The following is a 16,177-nucleotide window of genomic DNA, read 5'->3' as shown; positions in this document are numbered from 1 at the left end:
ACTGGTCACGGATAGACTACTGGGGTATGTAAGTTTGATTCTTCATATACGTCAGCTAGTTATCACCTCGTCCAGCGTCGGCGGTGACGGTAACCCATATATGCCGCGGGCGGCCACTCCCGGTATGGTCGAGAACGTTATCTGGCCGGTGGCGCTCGACGCCGACCGCTCGCGCAGCGACGGGCGTCGCGTGTCGCTGGACCTGGCCGTCGAAGAGCCGACCGTCGACGAGATAGCCAAAGCCGTCCAGCAGGTCGGGTACGACGCCGTCATCGAGCGGGACAAGACGTACCCACGCGAGTACGAGGCCCGCGGACGGGTCGTCGTCAAGGACGCGGACGACGCGACGAAAAGCGACCTGCTCGGGGCCGTGGCGGCCTACATGCAGGCGCTGCGTGAATGAAACGCATCGGCACCGTCACGCGGGTCGCACAGGGACTGGCCGTCGTCCGGGCCCCCGACGAGGAGTACGCCTCCGTGGGAACCGCCGTCGTCGACGAAGAGCTCCAGTCGGTCGGCTCCGTCGTCGACGTGTTCGGCCCGGTCGAGCGTCCGTATCTCGCCGTCTCGCCGGACGACGACGTCCACCTCCCGGCGCTGGTTGGTGCGGTCCTGTACGCGCGGTAGCTGGCCGATTCGCCGCCCGTACGCGCTTCGTAACGCTCAAACGCGTTCCTGCAGGAGGTACGTGCATGGAGCGACGGTGGCGAATCCTCGGCGGTTGTGGCCTTATCGCTGGTATCTTCCTGTTCGTCCAACTCGGCGCGCTGGCGCTCGTCCAGCCCTTCGAGTCGGCCGGCTACCAGGCCGTCGACGACCCCTCCGACCCGACGAACAGCCTCATGTACGTCGGGGCGATTCTGGTCGCGACCGCGGTGATGTTGCTCGCCTTCCGCTACGAGGTGGACCAGCTCATCCGCGGGCTCATCGTCTTCTCGGCGGCCTGGCTCTCGCTGTACGTGTTTCAGGTGCTAATCCCGCCGGTGGTCACGTACGCCGGGCTCAACGTCGTCGCCGTCCTGTCGGCGCTCGGCCTGGGGGCGGCGCTGTTGGTCTATCCCGAGTGGTACGTCATCGACGCTGCCGGTGCGGTGATGGGAGCGGCCGCCGCCGGCCTGTTCGGCATCAGTTTCGGCGTGTTGCCGGCGCTGGTCCTGCTGACCGTGCTCGCGGTGTACGACGCCATCAGCGTCTACGGGACCGAACACATGCTCACGCTGGCCTCCGGCGTGATGGACCTCAAGGTGCCGGTCGTCCTCGTGATTCCGATGACGCTGTCGTACTCGTATCTCGACGCGACGACGCCGGACCCCGCGGCGGAAGCCGACACGGGCGACGACTCGACGCAGACTGAGGAACCGACACCCACGGACGTCGACGTGGACGGCCCGGCAAGTGCGGACGGGAGCCAGTCGGCAGACGGTGCCGATACGGCCGACGAGTCCAACGGCAGCCACGCCGACCCGCTGGACCGGGACGCGCTGTTTATCGGGCTCGGCGACGCCATCATCCCGTCGATACTCGTCGCCAGCGCCGCCTTCTTCGCCTCGACGGACGCGCTGTCGGTGTTCGGCGTCCCGCTGCCGGCCCTGACCGCGATGGTCGGGTCCTACGTCGGCCTGACGATACTGCTGTGGATGGTTCTGAAGGGGCGCGCGCACGCGGGACTCCCGCTCCTGAACGGCGGGACCATCGCCGGATACATCGTCGGCGCGCTCGCCGCCGGCATCAGCCTGGTCGACGCCCTCGGCCTCGGGCCGTACCTCTAGCGGCCGGTCAGGGCCTCGCTCGCGGGCGCGAAGTCGATTTCCTCGCCGCGGCCCTCGGCCGCGGCCCGCTCGTACAGCATGTGGCCCGCAGCGACGGTTTCGATGGCCGTGCCGCCGGAGTCGAACACCGTTATCTCCTCGGGCGACTGCCGCCCGGGGGCGTTGCCGGCGACGATGTCGCCGAGTTCGGCGTGGACGTGGTCCTCGTCGACGACGCCCTCCTCGAGGGCGTTGATGAACGACCCGGCGTCCTGTGTCACCCGCTCGCGCAGGTCCGGGACGTACGTGGCCCGCTCTATCGTCGTCGCGTCCAGTTCGTTCTTCTCGGGGTGGTACTGCCCCATCGCGGTCACGTGGGTCCCCGGTTCGAGCAGGTCGCCGTCGAACACCGGTTCGCTCGCGTCGGTCGCCGTGATGACGACGTCGGCCCCCTCGATTGCCGCGGCGGGCGAGGCGACGGCCGCGACCGTCGGGTCCAGAGCGTCGTTCATCTCCGCGGCGAAGGACTCCCGGTGGTCGGCCGTCGGGGAGTACACCTCGATGCGGTCGAAGTCCCGAACCGTCGCCGTCGCCCGGACCTGTCCGCGGGCCTGTGCCCCGCTGCCGATGACCGCGAGGTCGCTGGCGTCGCGGCGGGCCAGCGCGTCGACGCCGACGGCCCCGGCCGCGCCGGTCTTGTGTGGGTTCATGCTCGCGCCGTCGAGGACGGCGAGCGGGGCGCCGCTGTCGGCGTCGAAGATGGGGAGCGTGAAATGTGCGTCCCGTCCGCCGAAGCCGGCCGCGTAGGTGTACCCACCCATCGCGCCGGTGTCGGGGAGAATCGCGAGATAGCCGGTCAGCATGCCGGCCGGCTCGTCCGAGAACAGCGTCGTTCTGGGGGTCGCCGGGGCACCCTCGCCGCGCTGGCGGTACCCCTCCCGGACGGCGTCGACGTACTCGGCGGGGTCGGCGAGGTCGGCGACCTCGTCGCTCTGCAGGAACAGCGCTGTCGCATCCGTTGTCATACCCCGACGTTCGGCCGACCGGCCCTTATACTGTCCGGCAGCGACGATGGTTCGGGACGGCCGCGGTCACTGGTACCTGCTGAAAAGCGTCGAAAAGACGGGTGAGAGGGCGCTCAGTCCGCCGTCTGGAGCGGGTCCGACTGCGCGCTCCCCTGGGTCGGCGCTTCGCTCGGGACCGGGTCGACGGGTGCGCGGACGAACATCGCGTGACCGATGAGGCCGACAGCCACGACGGAGGCCATCGGAATCGCCGTCGTCAGTTCGAAGCCGCCGACGAACAGGGTCGCGGTGATGCCGGCCATTGCGAGCGGGATGAGTCCGAGAATGATGTCGTAGTAACCCGTCATAAGTATGAATTATACTATGGGAGTTTGGTATATAAACGTTTCCCTAAAATGCGTCGTAATACATTCGATGGCCCCTACGAATTTGCCAGGTACCCGCTACGGAACATCTCTATAAGTTATGAGTTGGATAGTGGGGCAAAGTTAATATACCCTGGTTCGTGAGACTGGCTCACAATATAAGGTCGGGACCGGTCCGCGATGTTGTGCTGGCCCGCGGGCGCGGTGGCATGCGAACGGGGACTGGAGCGTGGATTGGCGTCCGAGATGTGCTGACGGTTGTCCCGGCGCTCCGTTTCTCGGGACAGCGCGCCCTACCCCACTGTTTTCAGATTTTGAGAACTAGATGAGGGTGCACGTGGAGTGGTAATGCACCCTGTTTTCTCCTGTGATAACTGGGTCCGTGTGCTTATTAGGTGCGCCGGGATACGGTAAGCCGGAGAAAGACGGTAAGGCCGCTTCCAAACGAGACAATGAGCACGAACGCAACGGACGACACGACGGGCGCTGCGACCGACGACCAAGAACGACGGTACGCCGAACTGAACATCGGCGACGAGGAGTTCGTAATCTACGACCGGGAGAACCACCAGGCGTGGATTCAGTCGACAGAGTCGCTCGAACTCGACGACCAACGGTAGTCGTCGACTGCGCCCGCGCCGGAGACGCCTATTTTACGACTGCGAACGCGCCGCGCCAGAGCACCAGCAGCGTGCCGCCGACGAGCACGGACACGAGCGCGAACGTCACCGCCGCGTTGCCGGGAAACAGCGCCGTCGACCGGAGCCCCTGGGCAATCCCGACCGCTACGACCCACCCGGCGAACGCGCGGCCGACCGCCGCCCGCACGGTCCCGGTCGCGGCGGCGGTGTACAGCCCCCCGACACCCGCGACGAGGAGCCAGCCGACGTAGAACGGCGTCAGCGTCCCGGCGAACCGGCCCGGGTTGAGTATCGGATTGATGCCGTGGGTCACCTCGCCGACGCCGACGAACAGCGCAATCGCCAGCAGGTCACCGACGGCGACCAGCGCCGTCCGGGCGGACAGTTCGACACGACCGTTCCCCACCGTCGAAACGCTCATACAGGGGGTTCCCGCTCCGACCACTTCCCTCTCCCGGATTCGACGGCGGCGAGCGGTCGGACGCGGTCGGCCGGCGCGGACCAGCACTGATTACAGGCCAGGGGCCGTCCGGTGAGCCATGGAGTTCGCGCTGCTGGGCTGGCCCGATGACGGCCACCGGCTCCGGCTGGACTACGAGCAGTTCGCGTACGCGGGCAAGTTCGTGATGACCTCGACGGGGAAGGCAGTCGTCGGGGACGACGGCGTCGTGGCCGCGGCCGCGTTCGACGCCGACCGAACCGACCCCGACACGCTCTGTGTCCGGTACATCACCGTTCGGCAGGACCGGCAGGGCGAGCGACTCGGGGCGCGCCTCCTCCGGTTCGTCCGGGAGCGGGCCACTGAGCGGGGCTTCGACCGCGTCACCATCGGCGTCAACAACCCCTTCTCCTACCAGGCCGCCTACCGAGCTGGGTTCTGTTTCAGCGGCACCGAGTCGGGAATGGCCGAACTCGACCTGGGCTGGCCGGGCGACCGGAGCACCGAGCGGTATCAGGACGGCCTCAACCGGTTCCGCGAGCGCGACCTCTCGTCCGAGGAGGAGTCGTTCCTGGCGGCGAAGGCAGACACAGCTCCCCCAGCGGTCCTCGACTCCTGGAGTGAGCGGCCAGCCGCATCGTCCGAGTAATCCACCCCGCTCCGGGAGATTCAAACCGCTGTCCCCCCAACGACTGCCAATGGGAAACGCAGACCTCCGCTCGCTCGCGGCGCTCGAAGACGTGCCGTTCGCCGACCTCGGCGGGAGCGTCGTCGCCGTTGACGCCCACAACTGGCTCTATCGCTATCTGACGACGACGGTGAAGTTCACCGGCGAATCGAAATACACGACGGGCGACGGCGAGGAGGTGGCGAACCTCATCGGCGTCGTCCAGGGCCTGCCGAAGTTCTTCGAACACGACATGACGCCGGTGTTCGTCTTCGACGGCGCGGTCACGGACCTCAAGGACGACGAGGTCGAGAAGCGACGCGAACAGCGCGAGAAGTACGAGTCCGAACTCGAAGAAGCGCGTGCCGCGGGCGACACCACCCGCGTCGCCAAGCTCGACTCCCGGACCCAGCGGCTGACCGACACCATCGTCGATACGACGCGGGACCTGCTGGAACTGCTCGACGTCCCTATCGTCGACGCCCCGGCGGAAGGCGAGGGGCAGGCGTCGGTGATGGCCAGACGGGGCGACGTGGACTACGTCGGGACCGAGGACTACGACGCCCTGCTCTTCGGCGCGCCGCTGACGCTCCGCCAACTCACGTCGAAAGGCGACCCCGAACTGATGGACTTCGAGGCCACGCTCGACCGGCACGACCTCACCTGGGAGCAACTGGTCGACGCCGCCATCCTGATGGGCACGGACTTCAACGAGGGCATCTCCGGCATCGGACCGAAGACTGCGGTCAAAGAACTCCGCGAACACGGCGACCTCTACGCCGTCCTCAAGGCCCGCGGTGACCACATCGACCACGCCGACCGCATCCGGGACCTGTTTCTCGACCCCGCCGTCACCGACGACTACGAGATTCCGGACAGCCTCGACCCGGACATCGACGCCGCCCGCGCGTTCGTCACCGAGCAGTGGGAGGTCGACGCCGACGAGGTCGCCCGCGGGTTCGAGCGCATCGACGAGTCGCTCGTCCAGACCGGGCTGGACCAGTGGACCTGACGGGACCGGCCGTTACACGCCGTCGAGGTTCGCGTTCTCGTCGCTGTGGAGCCGAAACCGGTCGATTTGCTCGTAGAGGTCCTCGCTCATCCTGTTGAGCTGCTGGGAGCTTGCGGCGACCTGGTCCATCGCGGCCGACTGCTCGTCCAGGCCGGCGGAAATCTGCTGGACCGAAGCGGTGATTTCCTCGGCGAGGCCGGAGCTGTTCTCGACCAGCGACGCGACCTGCTCGGCGTTCTCGGCCTGGCGTTCGACGGCATCGGTAATCTCGGTCACGCCGTCGCTGGTCTGTTCGACCCGCGCCTTGATGTCGTCGAGCTGACTCCCGACCCGCTCGACCGCGTCGGCCCCCTCCTCGACTTCGGTGTTTGCCTCGCGGATACTGCTGACGACCTCGTCGGTCTGGTCCTGGACTTCCGCGATGATGGCCGCGATGTCGTCGGCGGACTCCTGGGACTCCTCGGCCAGGCTCTTGACCTCGTTTGCGACGACCGCAAAGCCCTGTCCATCCTCGCCGGCGCGGGCGGCTTCGATGTTCGCGTTCAGCGCCAGCATGTTCGTCTGCTCGGCGATGTCGGCTATCATCTCGACGATGTCGCCGACCCGGCCCATCTTCGCTTCGAGGGAGTCTATCTCGGACGCGACGGAACTGGTCGCGTCGGTCGCGTTCCGAATCTGGCCGACCGTCCGGTCGATTTCCGCGACGCCGTCCTCGGCGAGGGCTTCGGCCTCGGCTGACCGGGCGTCTATCTGCTGGACGGTGGCGGTAATCTCTTCGATTGACGCCGAGAGGTCGTCGACGCTGGCCGTCGCCTGCTGGGTCTCCTCGGCGAGGCTCTCGGCGCCGTCGGTCAGCTCCGTCGAGGAGGCGTCTATCTGCTGAATCGAGGCGGTTACCTCCTCCGCCGAGGCGGAGAGGTCCTCGCCGCTGTCGGCGAGGTCGTCCGACTGCGCGGTCAGGGACTCGATGACCGCCCGGATGTTGTCGACGGCCGCCGTGAGGTCCGCGTTCATCGACTCGAACTCCTCGTAGATGGCCCGGACCTCCTCGAACTCCGACTCGGAGGCCGGGACCGTCGGGTCGATGGTCAGGTCGCCCTCGGCGAGTTTCCGGAGTTTCCCCTGCAGGTCGTCGAGGGCGTCCCGGCGGTACCGGTCGAGGGCGTCGACCTTCCGCGCTTTGGCTTTCCGCTCGGAGATGTCGTCGACGACTTCGAGCGCGCCGCGGCAGACGTCGCCGTCGTCGAACAGGAGCGTCACCGTCTTGCTCACCGGCACGGTCTCGGTGCCGATGTCGATTGTCAGTTCGCGTTCCTGTATGTCGCGCCGGGACTCCAGCGCCTCGGCGACCAAATCCGCGCTCGACCCGTCGTGGAGGTCAATCGGCCGGGCCCCGAGCGCCGCGTCGCGGGTCACGCCGAACAGGTCCAGCGCCTGGCTGTTGACGTGGGTAATCGTCCCGGCGTCGTCGGTCACGAACGTCGGTTTCGCCAGCCCATCGAGGACGCTGTCGAGCATCGCGGCCGCCTCGTCGGTCCGGCCCTCGTCGCCGTCGGTCGGGGCCGATTGCCGGGTGGTGGTACCGTCTCCGACTGCTGACGCCAGTAGAGACAACATTGTATCAGCACCATTGACACAGACCCACATACAGAGTGTGCCAAACAGCATAGGGGCCCGCAAGCGGGTGGCCTAACATCAGAGGGTCAGAATTATCAGTCGAAAAAACACGGGGGACAGTCGGCTATCTCGCCGCGGGCTCGTCGGTCGAGGACACCACGGCCGCGACCAGTTTCGCTTCCGCACGCCGCAGGTGTTCGGTGAGGGTCGGCACCGAGATGTCGAGCGACTCGGCGACCACCTCGCTCGTGCTGTCCCGGGGCCACTCGTAGTAGCCGTGCCTGTGTGCGACTTCCAGCACCTCGCGCTGGCGCTCGGTCAGCGAGTCCAGCGCCCGCTCGATGGACTCCTCGCGGTGGTCCTTTTCCCGTCGCGCGAGCAGTTCCGTCCCGGGGAACCGCTCGACGAACGTGTTGACGAACGCCGACACGTCGCCGGCGGCCGGGACCGTCAGTTCGAGCAGACCGGCCCCGTCGTCGATGACGAGCCGTTCGAGGGATCCCCCGTGGTCGCCGACCGGGTCGACGACCGAGGGGCCGTCGACCCGCAGTTCGAACCGGATCTCGTCGCCGTCGGCCTGCAGTACGCGCGCCCGTTCGACCCCGTGGCTGTCCTCACAGACCGTCCGGAACGTCGCCGTAGTGACGCCCGTCGCCGTGCCGAACGCGAGCGAGGTCCGGCCGGACTGTGGCAGCAGGCGGGTGACCGACAGCTCGCAGTCGAGGGCATCGGCCAGCGTGAACAGCACCGTCGCCTGCTGTTCGATGCCGAAAACCAGTTCCGCCCGGGTGTCAGCGAGCAGCGCCCGTCGCTGGGTGACCGTGGCGATTGCGTGACCGACCGTCCGGGCGAGTTGGGTCAGCACGGCTTCGGTCTCCCCCTCGAAGGCGTCGACGCGGCTGGCGTACACGGACAGCGTCCCGTACGGGACCCCGCCGTGCCGGAGCGGGAAGCTGGCCACCGACCGGTAGTCCCGGGTCAGCGCCTCCCGCTGCCAGCGCCCGCTCCGGAGCTCGTCGCTTACCCGTGTCACCACCGGCCCCTGCGTCTGGGCGGCCCGGGCCGTCGGCTCCGGGGCCGTCGCCTCGGCGTCGACGGTGACGGCATCGAGATAGCCGCGTTTCGTCCCGGCCCAGAACCGCGGCGTCACAGTCGACCCGACGGTGTCGGCGTCGCCTATCCAGACGAACTCGTGGTCCTCCAGCGAGGCCAGCCGGTCACAGACGATGCGCTCGATGTCGGCCCTGGTCGTCGCCCCGACCAGTTCGTGGGCTATCTGGCGCACCCGGTCGTTGATTTCCTCCAGCTGGGTGAGCCGCCGGTTCTGCTCGCGTAGCTCCCGGTCGCGCTCGTGGAGCCGGGCGTCCCGTTCCATCCGGTCGTAAGCGGCCTCGGCGTTCGCGGCCAGGATTTCGGCCAGTTCGACGGTTCGGTCGTCGTACTCTCCGGCGGTCGTCGAGCCGAACAGCAAGACTCCGTGGTCCCCGACCGGGACGCAGACCTCGGCGCGTATCGGCGTCTGCGGGTTGTACGCCGCCGGCGCTTGCGACACGTCGTCGTACATGCGGGAGGTCCCGCTCACGAACACCTCCCAGGCGATGCCCTCCCCCGCGCGAAAGGTCGGGGGGTCCCCGAGCAGGACGGCCGTCTGTTCGGACCACGTCTGCGGTCGGAGCGCGTTCGCCGCCTCGTCGAACCGGTATACGCTCGCCACCTCGATATCGAGGATAGTCTCGGCCGCCTCGACGACGGCGTCGCTGACCTCGTGGCTCGACTCCGCGGCCAGCAGTGCCCGGCTGCTGTCGTGGAGTTCAGTCAGCGTCTCCTCGTGGCTCCGCTGGTCGCTGGCGTCCCGGCAGACGCCGACGGTCCCGCGGAGCGTCCCGTCCGCTGTCAGGAGGCCGATGCGGCACTCGATGGGGCAGGTCGTTCCGTCCGCGCGTTCGAGCGTGACCGGCAGCGAGACGACGCTCGGCTCCGGCTTCCGGAGCTCCTCGGCGATTCGCCGCTCGCCGCGGGCGACGTCCTCCTCGGATATCAGCACGGAGACGTGCTCGCCGAGCAGTTCCGTCCGGTCGTAGCCCGTCTTCGAAAGCAGCGCGTCGTTGACCGTTTGCACGCGGCCGTCGGCGTCGAGCAAGTAGATGCCGTCGGCGGCCGTCCCGAGAATCGTCTCGTACACGTCGGACGACCCGGTCAGCGCCGCCGGCTCCGGGTCGAGCCCGTCGGTCCGTGACTCGACGGCCCGCAAAACCGCGTCGGCGACGTCCTCTGGCCCGGCGTCTGCCACCACCCGGTGGACGCCCGGTACGTCGTTCGCGCCGTCGGGGGCGTCCCCGACGACTACGGTCGGCACGTCGGCCTGCGACTGGACGGACCCGGCGAGTTCGACGCCGGTGAGCGGTGCTGTCCGATACGCCGCGACGACGCAGTCGACGCCGCCCCCGTCGACCCGTTCGACGGCCGCCGTCGTTCCCGAGACCCGCGAGACGGTTACGCCACGGTCGCGCAGACGCTGTGCCACGGGGTCCAGCGACCCGACGACGAGAACGGTCGGTCTGCTGTCAGGTTGCTGAGGCATAAACGGCTATGTACGCGTAGTAGTCCGGGACCGGTTGAAAAACGCTCCGCGGAAAATATCAGCGGTGATACCGACTCAGACGACCGATTCGACCGCTTCGACCTCGCCGAGTTCCCGGTTCCGGACGGCCTCGCCGCTGGCCGTATCGAAGAGGTGAATTGCTTCCTCTGGGAACCGGACCCTGACGCGCTGGCCGGCGTCGAGCCGTTTCATCCCGCCGACGGTCGCGGTGAACTGCTCGTCCATCGACTCGTCGAACTGCAGGTGGGCGGTGTTCTCGTTGCCTCGCGGTTCGACGACGTTGACCGACGCGTCGAACACGTTCGGGTCGTCGCTGTCGACGAACTCGATGTCCTCGGGCCGGATGCCCAGCGTGACGTCGGTCGTCCCCTCGATTTCGGCGAGCGTCTCGTCGCTGAGTTCGTACTCGAACCAGTCGCCTTTGAGCGTCGACCCCTCCAGGGTAGTCGGGAAGAAGTTCATCGACGGCTCGCCGATGAAACCGGCGACGAAGAGGTTGTTCGGCTCGTGGTAACACTCGAGCGGCGTCGCACACTGCTGGAGGACGCCGTCGTTGAGGATGGCGATGCGGTCGCTCATCGTCATCGCCTCCGTCTGGTCGTGGGTGACGTACACCGTCGTCACGTCCAGTTCCTGCTGGAGCTCCTGGAGCTCGGTCCGCATCTCGGCTTTGAGCTTCGCGTCCAGGTTCGCCAGCGGCTCGTCCATCAGGAACACTTCGGGGTCCCGGACGATTGCTCGGCCCAGCGCCACCCGCTGTTGCTGGCCGCCCGAGAGTTCGCCGGGCTTGCGGTCGATGAGCTCGTAGATGCCCATGTCCTTGCACGCCTGCTCGACGCGCTCGTTTATCTCGTCGTCGGGCATGTCCGTCGACTCCTCCAGCCCGAAGGCCATGTTCTCCCGCACGGTCATGTGGGGATACAGGGCGTAGGACTGGAACACCATCGCCACGTTCCGCCGGGCCGGCGGCTGGTCGTTGATTACCTGTCCGTCGAGTCGGATTTCGCCGCTCGTGATGTCTTCGAGGCCAGCGATCATCCGCAGGGTCGTCGACTTCCCACAGCCCGACGGGCCGACGACACAGAGGAACTCGCCGTCCTCGATGTCGGCTGATACCCGGTCTACAGCGATGATTTCGCCGTCGTCGTCTTGGAACGTCTTCGTTACCTCGTCCAGTGTGAGTTGTGCCATAGTGAATGCCTCCGTGATTACTCTCCAGCGACGCCTTTCGCGAACTGTTCGCCGAACACGATGTAGACGAGCAGCGTCGGAAGTGCTGCGACGATGGCCCCCGCCATCGTGGTGTTGAACGACTGGACGACCCCGCCGGTCAGCGCCGCGAGGCGCTGGGTCGCCACCTGCGAGGCCGGCTCGTTGATGAGCACCAGCGCGAACAGCAGGTCGTTGTACACCTGCGTGAACTGGTAGATGAGCGTCACCGCGAACATCGGCAGCGACAGCGGGAGGATGATGTTGCGGTAGATGCTGAACGCGCTCGCGCCGTCGAGGCGAGCGGCCTCTATCATCTCGTCCGAGATGCTCTGGTAGTACGACCGGAACAGCAGCGTACAGATGGGAATCCCGTAGGCCGCGTGAGTGACCGACAGCTGCAGCAGCTGCACGTAACCGTTGCGGCTCGGGTACTCCCAGTTCCCACCGGTGAGGAAGCCAAAGAGCGTGTTGATAAAGCCCTCGACGATACCGGGGAGCACCTGGAACCAGAACTGTGCCAGCGGGACCAGCACGGCCTGGTAGGGGATGAAGATGCCCGCGATGATGAGGACGACCACGCCGACTTGGCCGCGCCAGCTCAGCGTCGTCAGCCCGTAGGCAGTCAGGCTCCCCAGCAGCGCCGACATAATCGTCGCCGGAATCGCCATCAGCAGCGAGTTCAGCAGTCCCGGCCGAAGCGTGTTCCAGGCGGTGGCGAGCGCGTCGAGCGTGAAGCCGTCGGCACCCGGCGGCGCGAACGGGAGCGTCCGGGCGAACGCGCTCTCGGTCTTGAACATCGTCATCACGGCCGTCTCCACCGGGAAGAGGTAGAAGGCGATGCCCGCGAGCAGGAGGGCATACAGGCCGATACGACTGCTCTCCGTGTTCCGAAGCCCGTCGAGGAAGCCGCCGTCTCCAGTACTCATAGTTCACCCCGTCGGTATTCGCTGTAGAGATACGGTCCGATGACGAGCAGGGCGAGCACGAACAGCACGATGGCGACGGCGGACCCGTACGCCCACTGGAGGCTGTCGAAGGCGACGCGGTACATCATCGTCGCCAGGATGTCCATGTTCGCCCCCGGCTGTGAGCCCCGCAGCGCGTAGATGAAGTCGAACGCCTTCAGCGCAAACACCATCAACACCACCGACGCCGACACCGCGGAGGCCCGGAGTTGCGGGATGATGACCCGCGCGTACATCCGGACCGTCGACGCGCCGTCGACCCGCGCCGCCTCGTAGTGTTCGGTGGGAATCGCCCGGAGGCCGGCGAGGAACACGACCATCGCGTAACCGCTGAACTGCCAGATGAGAGCGAAGATGACCGCAGCCAGGGCGGTCGTGTTCCAGGAGAGCCACTGTATCACCTGCGCGCTGACCCCCGCCGGGCGGAGCAGGCCGACCAGCGCGCCTTCGAGATTGAACAGCCGGAACAGCTGATTGAGCACGCCGTTGCGGGCATTGTACACCCACGCCCACATCGTCGCCGTGACGACGAACGAGAGGCTCATCGGCAGCAGGTAGATGGTCCGGAAGGTGTTCTCGAAGCGTATCTGCTGGTCGATGAGGATGGCCACGAACAGGCCAAGCGCCAGGCAGAGGACGGTGAACACGACGAGCAACACCACCGTGTTCTGTGCCGCCTGCCAGAACGTCCCGTCGCTCAGCATGCGGCTGTACATGCTGAAATCGAAGTTCTCGTACTGTGCACCGCCGAGACCGCTGTAGTCGGTCAGCGACAGGAGGAAGTTCCAGGCGATAGCGCCGTAGACGAAAAAGCCCGCAAACAGGACTGGCGGCAGCCAGAACGGGGCGGATTCGACGAGTTCCCACTCGACCGGCAGCGAGTTCCGGAGCGAGTCGCCCCGGGTCGTCTGCACCGTCGCACCCCCGTCTGTTGCCAGTTGGTCTCCGTCCGATTCGTCTCTCGATACCGCCGACCGGAGCCGGCCCCCGGTGGCGAGGAGTCTGCTGAGTATCTCGCGCATGGTTGTGTCAGTCGTTCGCCGACGTGAGTTCGCCGTCCATCGGCCCGACGGATGTGTCGTCAGTCACACTGCCTCGCCGGCCGACACGCGCGCGCCGACCGCGTCCGGACCAGTCTGTCGCACCAACACAGGCTGGCGGGCGCGCCGGCGCGACGGGTGTGCCATCCCGTCGTCGTGCCGAGCGGGCGAGCGGTTGCAACACGGCGGGTACACCGGTTGCGAGCGTTCGCGGGGTGTCACGTCCGTCGGTACCCAATCGAGCCCCGGGACCCGAGAACGACGGCACCACGCCGCCGCAACCGGCGTCGCCGGGGTGTCAGTCATGAACGTCTCTGTGGCGTCGAACTCATGGTAAGTGGATAGAGATTCTACTTAATATTTCCGAATGATAATACACATTTATCCAGGTCACGGGTTCTGAGCCCCGCGGTCTCCACCGTTGGACGGGACCGGAGCGACCGGTCGGCCGCCGCGGCGTTGTGGACCTGTGGCGGATGGTGTCCCGACTCGTACCGGTGGGTTTTACGACCGTGCGACCCACCCCCCGGACGTATGACCGACGAGTACCGGACAGAGCAGGACAGCCTCGGTGAGATGCAGGTGCCAGCCGACGCGTACTGGGGGGCCCAGACCCAGCGCGCCGTCGAGAACTTCCCCATCAGCGACGTGACGTTCGGACGGCGGTTCATCCGGGCGCTGGGCGTCGTCAAGAAGGCGGCCGCACAGGCCAACCGCGACCTCGGGACGGTTCCGGAGGACAAGGCCGACTGTATAATCGAGGCCGCCGACGAGGTCATCGCCGGCGAGCACGACGACCAGTTCCCCGTCGACGTGTTCCAGACCGGGTCGGGCACGTCCTCGAACATGAACGCGAACGAGGTCATCTCGAACCGTGCGACGGAGCTGTACGGCGGCGAAATCGGGACCCGCGAGATTCACCCGAACGACCACGTCAACTTCGGCCAGTCGAGCAACGACGTGATTCCGACGGCGATGCACGTCGCCGCCCTCGAAGCGGTCGAGAAGGACGTGATTCCGGGCCTGAAGACGCTGCGTGACGAGCTCGAAGCCAAGGAAGACGAGTTCGCCGACGTGGTCAAGACCGGCCGCACGCACCTCCAGGACGCGACGCCGGTGACGCTGGGCCAGGAGTTCTCGGGCTACCGCACGCAGGTCGAGAAGGGCATCTCCCGCGTGCAGGACACCCACGGCCGCCTGGCCGAACTCGCGCTGGGCGGCACCGCCGTCGGGACCGGCCTGAACACCCATCCCGAGTTCCCGGCGAAAGCCGCCGAGTACATCAGCGAGGAAACGGACCTCAGTTTCCGCGAGGCGGACAACCACTTCGAAGCCCAGGCCGCCCACGACGCGATGTCGGAAGCCCACGGCGCGCTCCGGACCGTCGCCGGCTCGCTGAACAAGATAGCCAACGACCTCCGCCTGCTCGCCTCCGGCCCGCGCAACGGCCTCGGCGAGATAGACCAGCCGGAGAACCAGCCCGGCTCCTCCATCATGCCCGGGAAGATCAACCCCGTCGTCGCCGAGGCGGTCAATCAGGTCCACAAGCAGGTCGTCGGTAACGACGCCGCCGTCTCGGCCGGCGCGGCCGAGGGCCAGATAGACCTGAACCTCTACAAGCCCGTGCTGGCCTCGAACTTCCTGCAGTCGGCCAAGCTCATCGCCAACAGCAGCGCGGTGTTCGGCGAGAAGTTCGTCGCCAAACTCGAAGCCGACGCCGACCACTGCGCCGAGCGCGTCCAGCAGAGCATGGCGCTGGCGACGGCGCTCAACCCTGCCATCGGCTACGACAAGGCCAGCAAGGTCGCCAAGAAGGCCCTCGCCGAGGACAAGACCATCCGCGAAGTCGTCCTCGAAGAGGGGTATCTCGACGAGGACGAGGTCGACGAGGTGCTGGACCCCGCGAAGATGACCGAGCGCGGGATTCTCGGAGACGAGTAGCGAGGGTCGAACGAAGTGAGCGGCCCTCGATAACGCGAACGGCGATGAGTCGCGGAACGCGAGGGCCGGAGCGGCGACGCGAGGAGCCGCGGGGGCGCGGTGCCTGCGAGGTGTCAGCCAGCCGGGGTGGACTCGTTCACCCACGCCGGCCGAGTGACGGCCGACTCGCCCACGTGTTCGTACCAGAAGCGGTACCTGACCACGTGGGCCTCGGACCGGTACCGGACCGAGAACCGCCGGACGAAGCCGTCGGGTTCGACCAGAAGTTCGACGCGGTACGCCGTCAACCGCTCCGTGGTCGGAAGTTCTCCGCCGGAGCCGCGGACGCGGTAGACGCGGGTCCCGTTGCGGGTGGTAACGCTCGTCGAGCTCCGGCCGACGACGGCGTAGCGGTTCAGGTAGAACGCGGTGCGGTACGCGTACTTGTCGCGGCCGAACCGGACCGCCCCGCGCTGTCGCTCGACGGTGCCGTTGTCACGCCGCTCGTACCAGCGGGTGCCGTCGGCGTAGGTCGACTGCTCGTAGCGCGCGAAGCTCCCGTTCGCGTCGGTCGAGACACGGGTCAGTTCGTCGCGGTACCGGGTGGCCGATTCGACGGTGACGGTTTCGGCCCGGCGGACCGAACTCGTGTCGTTCCGGCCAGTGCTGTACTGGGCGTAGCGCTCGTGCAGCGTGTAGCTCGTCCCGTTGAGCCGCTGTCGGTGGGCGGCCGACAGCAGGGCGACGTTGTCGAGGCCGTCGGTCGTCACGCCGGGCGGGGCGGCGGTCGCGGCCGTCGCCGTCGCGGTCGGTACCGGGGCCGGCGTGAGCGTCTCGCGCTCGGTGGTATCGGCCCCAACGAACGCGTTACAGCCGGCCGTCAGGAACAGGGCGGCGATTGCGACCGTCGACAGCCAGCGCATA

Annotated in this window: 16 protein-coding genes; 7 read left to right on the top strand and 9 right to left on the bottom strand. The window is 67.2% G+C overall.

The window, feature by feature from the left end:
- Positions 1–124: 124 nt before the first annotated feature.
- The 3 genes from srp19 to VI123_RS10130 all read left to right on the top strand — a co-directional run bounded on the left by srp19 (position 125) and on the right by VI123_RS10130 (position 1,769).
- Positions 125–403, top strand: coding sequence for a signal recognition particle subunit SRP19 (srp19, locus tag VI123_RS10140; protein ID WP_336337936.1), 279 nt, complete (start codon positions 125–127; stop codon positions 401–403).
- Entirely contained in the window at positions 400–627 is a 228-nt protein-coding gene (locus tag VI123_RS10135) for an H/ACA ribonucleoprotein complex subunit GAR1 (protein WP_336337935.1), read from the top strand. Before srp19 ends, VI123_RS10135 begins: the two co-directional genes overlap by 4 nt.
- Positions 628–692: 65 nt before the next feature.
- Positions 693–1,769 carry a presenilin family intramembrane aspartyl protease PSH gene (locus VI123_RS10130; protein WP_336337934.1) on the top strand — a complete coding sequence of 359 codons (1,077 nt, stop codon included), beginning with the start codon at positions 693–695 and terminating at the stop codon, positions 1,767–1,769.
- Here the strand turns inward: VI123_RS10130 and VI123_RS10125 are convergent.
- Complete coding sequence (locus VI123_RS10125; RefSeq protein ID WP_336337933.1) at positions 1,766–2,773, bottom strand: ornithine cyclodeaminase family protein; 1,008 nt, start codon at positions 2,771–2,773, stop codon at positions 1,766–1,768. The genes VI123_RS10130 and VI123_RS10125 overlap by 4 nt on opposite strands.
- Before the next feature lie 113 nt (positions 2,774–2,886).
- Positions 2,887–3,120: a hypothetical protein gene (locus VI123_RS10120; protein WP_336337932.1), complete on the bottom strand. Its 234-nt coding sequence runs from the start codon at positions 3,118–3,120 to the stop codon at positions 2,887–2,889.
- A 470-nt stretch (positions 3,121–3,590) separates the two neighbouring features.
- Here VI123_RS10120 and VI123_RS10115 point away from each other — a divergent pair, with 470 nt between their 5' ends.
- Entirely contained in the window at positions 3,591–3,758 is a 168-nt protein-coding gene (locus VI123_RS10115) for a DUF7331 family protein (RefSeq protein ID WP_336337931.1), read from the top strand.
- 28 nt (positions 3,759–3,786) lie between these two features.
- Here the strand turns inward: VI123_RS10115 and VI123_RS10110 are convergent, their stop codons facing one another.
- Positions 3,787–4,200, bottom strand: coding sequence for a DUF3054 domain-containing protein (locus VI123_RS10110; protein ID WP_336337930.1), 414 nt, complete (start codon positions 4,198–4,200; stop codon positions 3,787–3,789).
- A 118-nt stretch (positions 4,201–4,318) separates the two neighbouring features.
- On the opposite strand from VI123_RS10110, the gene VI123_RS10105 reads away from it, so the two are divergent.
- Positions 4,319–4,867: a GNAT family N-acetyltransferase gene (locus VI123_RS10105; RefSeq protein WP_336337929.1), complete on the top strand. Its 549-nt coding sequence runs from the start codon at positions 4,319–4,321 to the stop codon at positions 4,865–4,867.
- A 49-nt stretch (positions 4,868–4,916) separates the two neighbouring features.
- Complete coding sequence (gene fen / locus VI123_RS10100; RefSeq protein WP_336337928.1) at positions 4,917–5,897, top strand: flap endonuclease-1; 981 nt, start codon at positions 4,917–4,919, stop codon at positions 5,895–5,897.
- 12 nt (positions 5,898–5,909) lie between these two features.
- Here the strand turns inward: fen and VI123_RS10095 are convergent, their stop codons facing one another.
- The 5 genes from VI123_RS10095 to VI123_RS10075 form a co-directional block, all read right to left on the bottom strand.
- On the bottom strand, positions 5,910–7,514 hold the full coding sequence (locus VI123_RS10095; RefSeq protein ID WP_336337927.1) for a methyl-accepting chemotaxis protein: 1,605 nt from the start codon (positions 7,512–7,514) through the stop codon (positions 5,910–5,912).
- Between the two features lie 124 nt (positions 7,515–7,638).
- A complete protein-coding gene (locus VI123_RS10090) occupies positions 7,639–10,095 on the bottom strand; it encodes a bacterio-opsin activator domain-containing protein (protein WP_336337926.1) in 2,457 nt (818 codons plus the stop codon).
- A 75-nt stretch (positions 10,096–10,170) separates the two neighbouring features.
- Entirely contained in the window at positions 10,171–11,307 is a 1,137-nt protein-coding gene (locus tag VI123_RS10085) for an ABC transporter ATP-binding protein (protein ID WP_336337925.1), read from the bottom strand.
- A gap of 17 nt (positions 11,308–11,324) precedes the next feature.
- Positions 11,325–12,254, bottom strand: a complete 930-nt coding sequence (locus VI123_RS10080; RefSeq protein WP_336337924.1) for a carbohydrate ABC transporter permease — start codon at positions 12,252–12,254, stop codon at positions 11,325–11,327.
- Positions 12,251–13,315, bottom strand: a complete 1,065-nt coding sequence (locus VI123_RS10075) for a carbohydrate ABC transporter permease (protein ID WP_336337923.1) — start codon at positions 13,313–13,315, stop codon at positions 12,251–12,253. Before VI123_RS10075 ends, VI123_RS10080 begins: the two co-directional genes overlap by 4 nt.
- 552 nt (positions 13,316–13,867) lie before the next feature.
- Here VI123_RS10075 and VI123_RS10070 point away from each other — a divergent pair.
- A complete protein-coding gene (locus VI123_RS10070) occupies positions 13,868–15,274 on the top strand; it encodes a class II fumarate hydratase (protein WP_336337922.1) in 1,407 nt (468 codons plus the stop codon).
- 113 nt (positions 15,275–15,387) lie between these two features.
- On the opposite strand, the gene VI123_RS10065 is transcribed toward VI123_RS10070, so the two are convergent.
- Entirely contained in the window at positions 15,388–16,176 is a 789-nt protein-coding gene (locus tag VI123_RS10065) for a hypothetical protein (protein ID WP_336337921.1), read from the bottom strand.
- Position 16,177 lies beyond the last annotated feature (1 nt).

Source organism: Haloarcula sp. DT43 (assembly GCF_037078405.1).
GTDB classification, from domain to species: domain Archaea; phylum Halobacteriota; class Halobacteria; order Halobacteriales; family Haloarculaceae; genus Haloarcula; species Haloarcula brevis.
The sequence above is the reverse complement of the archived record's forward strand: the minus strand, read 5'-3'. Positions and strand labels throughout refer to the sequence as shown.

Coding starts and splice junctions, on each gene's coding strand:
- srp19 (WP_336337936.1), top strand. CDS start 125: ATGGTCGAGAACGTTATCTGGCCGGTGGCGCTCGACGCCGACCGCTCG.
- VI123_RS10135 (WP_336337935.1), top strand. CDS start 400: ATGAAACGCATCGGCACCGTCACGCGGGTCGCACAGGGACTGGCCGTC.
- VI123_RS10130 (WP_336337934.1), top strand. CDS start 693: ATGGAGCGACGGTGGCGAATCCTCGGCGGTTGTGGCCTTATCGCTGGT.
- VI123_RS10125 (WP_336337933.1), bottom strand. CDS start 2,773: ATGACAACGGATGCGACAGCGCTGTTCCTGCAGAGCGACGAGGTCGCC.
- VI123_RS10120 (WP_336337932.1), bottom strand. CDS start 3,120: ATGACGGGTTACTACGACATCATTCTCGGACTCATCCCGCTCGCAATG.
- VI123_RS10115 (WP_336337931.1), top strand. CDS start 3,591: ATGAGCACGAACGCAACGGACGACACGACGGGCGCTGCGACCGACGAC.
- VI123_RS10110 (WP_336337930.1), bottom strand. CDS start 4,200: ATGAGCGTTTCGACGGTGGGGAACGGTCGTGTCGAACTGTCCGCCCGG.
- VI123_RS10105 (WP_336337929.1), top strand. CDS start 4,319: ATGGAGTTCGCGCTGCTGGGCTGGCCCGATGACGGCCACCGGCTCCGG.
- fen (WP_336337928.1), top strand. CDS start 4,917: ATGGGAAACGCAGACCTCCGCTCGCTCGCGGCGCTCGAAGACGTGCCG.
- VI123_RS10095 (WP_336337927.1), bottom strand. CDS start 7,514: ATGTTGTCTCTACTGGCGTCAGCAGTCGGAGACGGTACCACCACCCGG.
- VI123_RS10090 (WP_336337926.1), bottom strand. CDS start 10,095: ATGCCTCAGCAACCTGACAGCAGACCGACCGTTCTCGTCGTCGGGTCG.
- VI123_RS10085 (WP_336337925.1), bottom strand. CDS start 11,307: ATGGCACAACTCACACTGGACGAGGTAACGAAGACGTTCCAAGACGAC.
- VI123_RS10080 (WP_336337924.1), bottom strand. CDS start 12,254: ATGAGTACTGGAGACGGCGGCTTCCTCGACGGGCTTCGGAACACGGAG.
- VI123_RS10075 (WP_336337923.1), bottom strand. CDS start 13,315: ATGCGCGAGATACTCAGCAGACTCCTCGCCACCGGGGGCCGGCTCCGG.
- VI123_RS10070 (WP_336337922.1), top strand. CDS start 13,868: ATGACCGACGAGTACCGGACAGAGCAGGACAGCCTCGGTGAGATGCAG.
- VI123_RS10065 (WP_336337921.1), bottom strand. CDS start 16,176: ATGCGCTGGCTGTCGACGGTCGCAATCGCCGCCCTGTTCCTGACGGCC.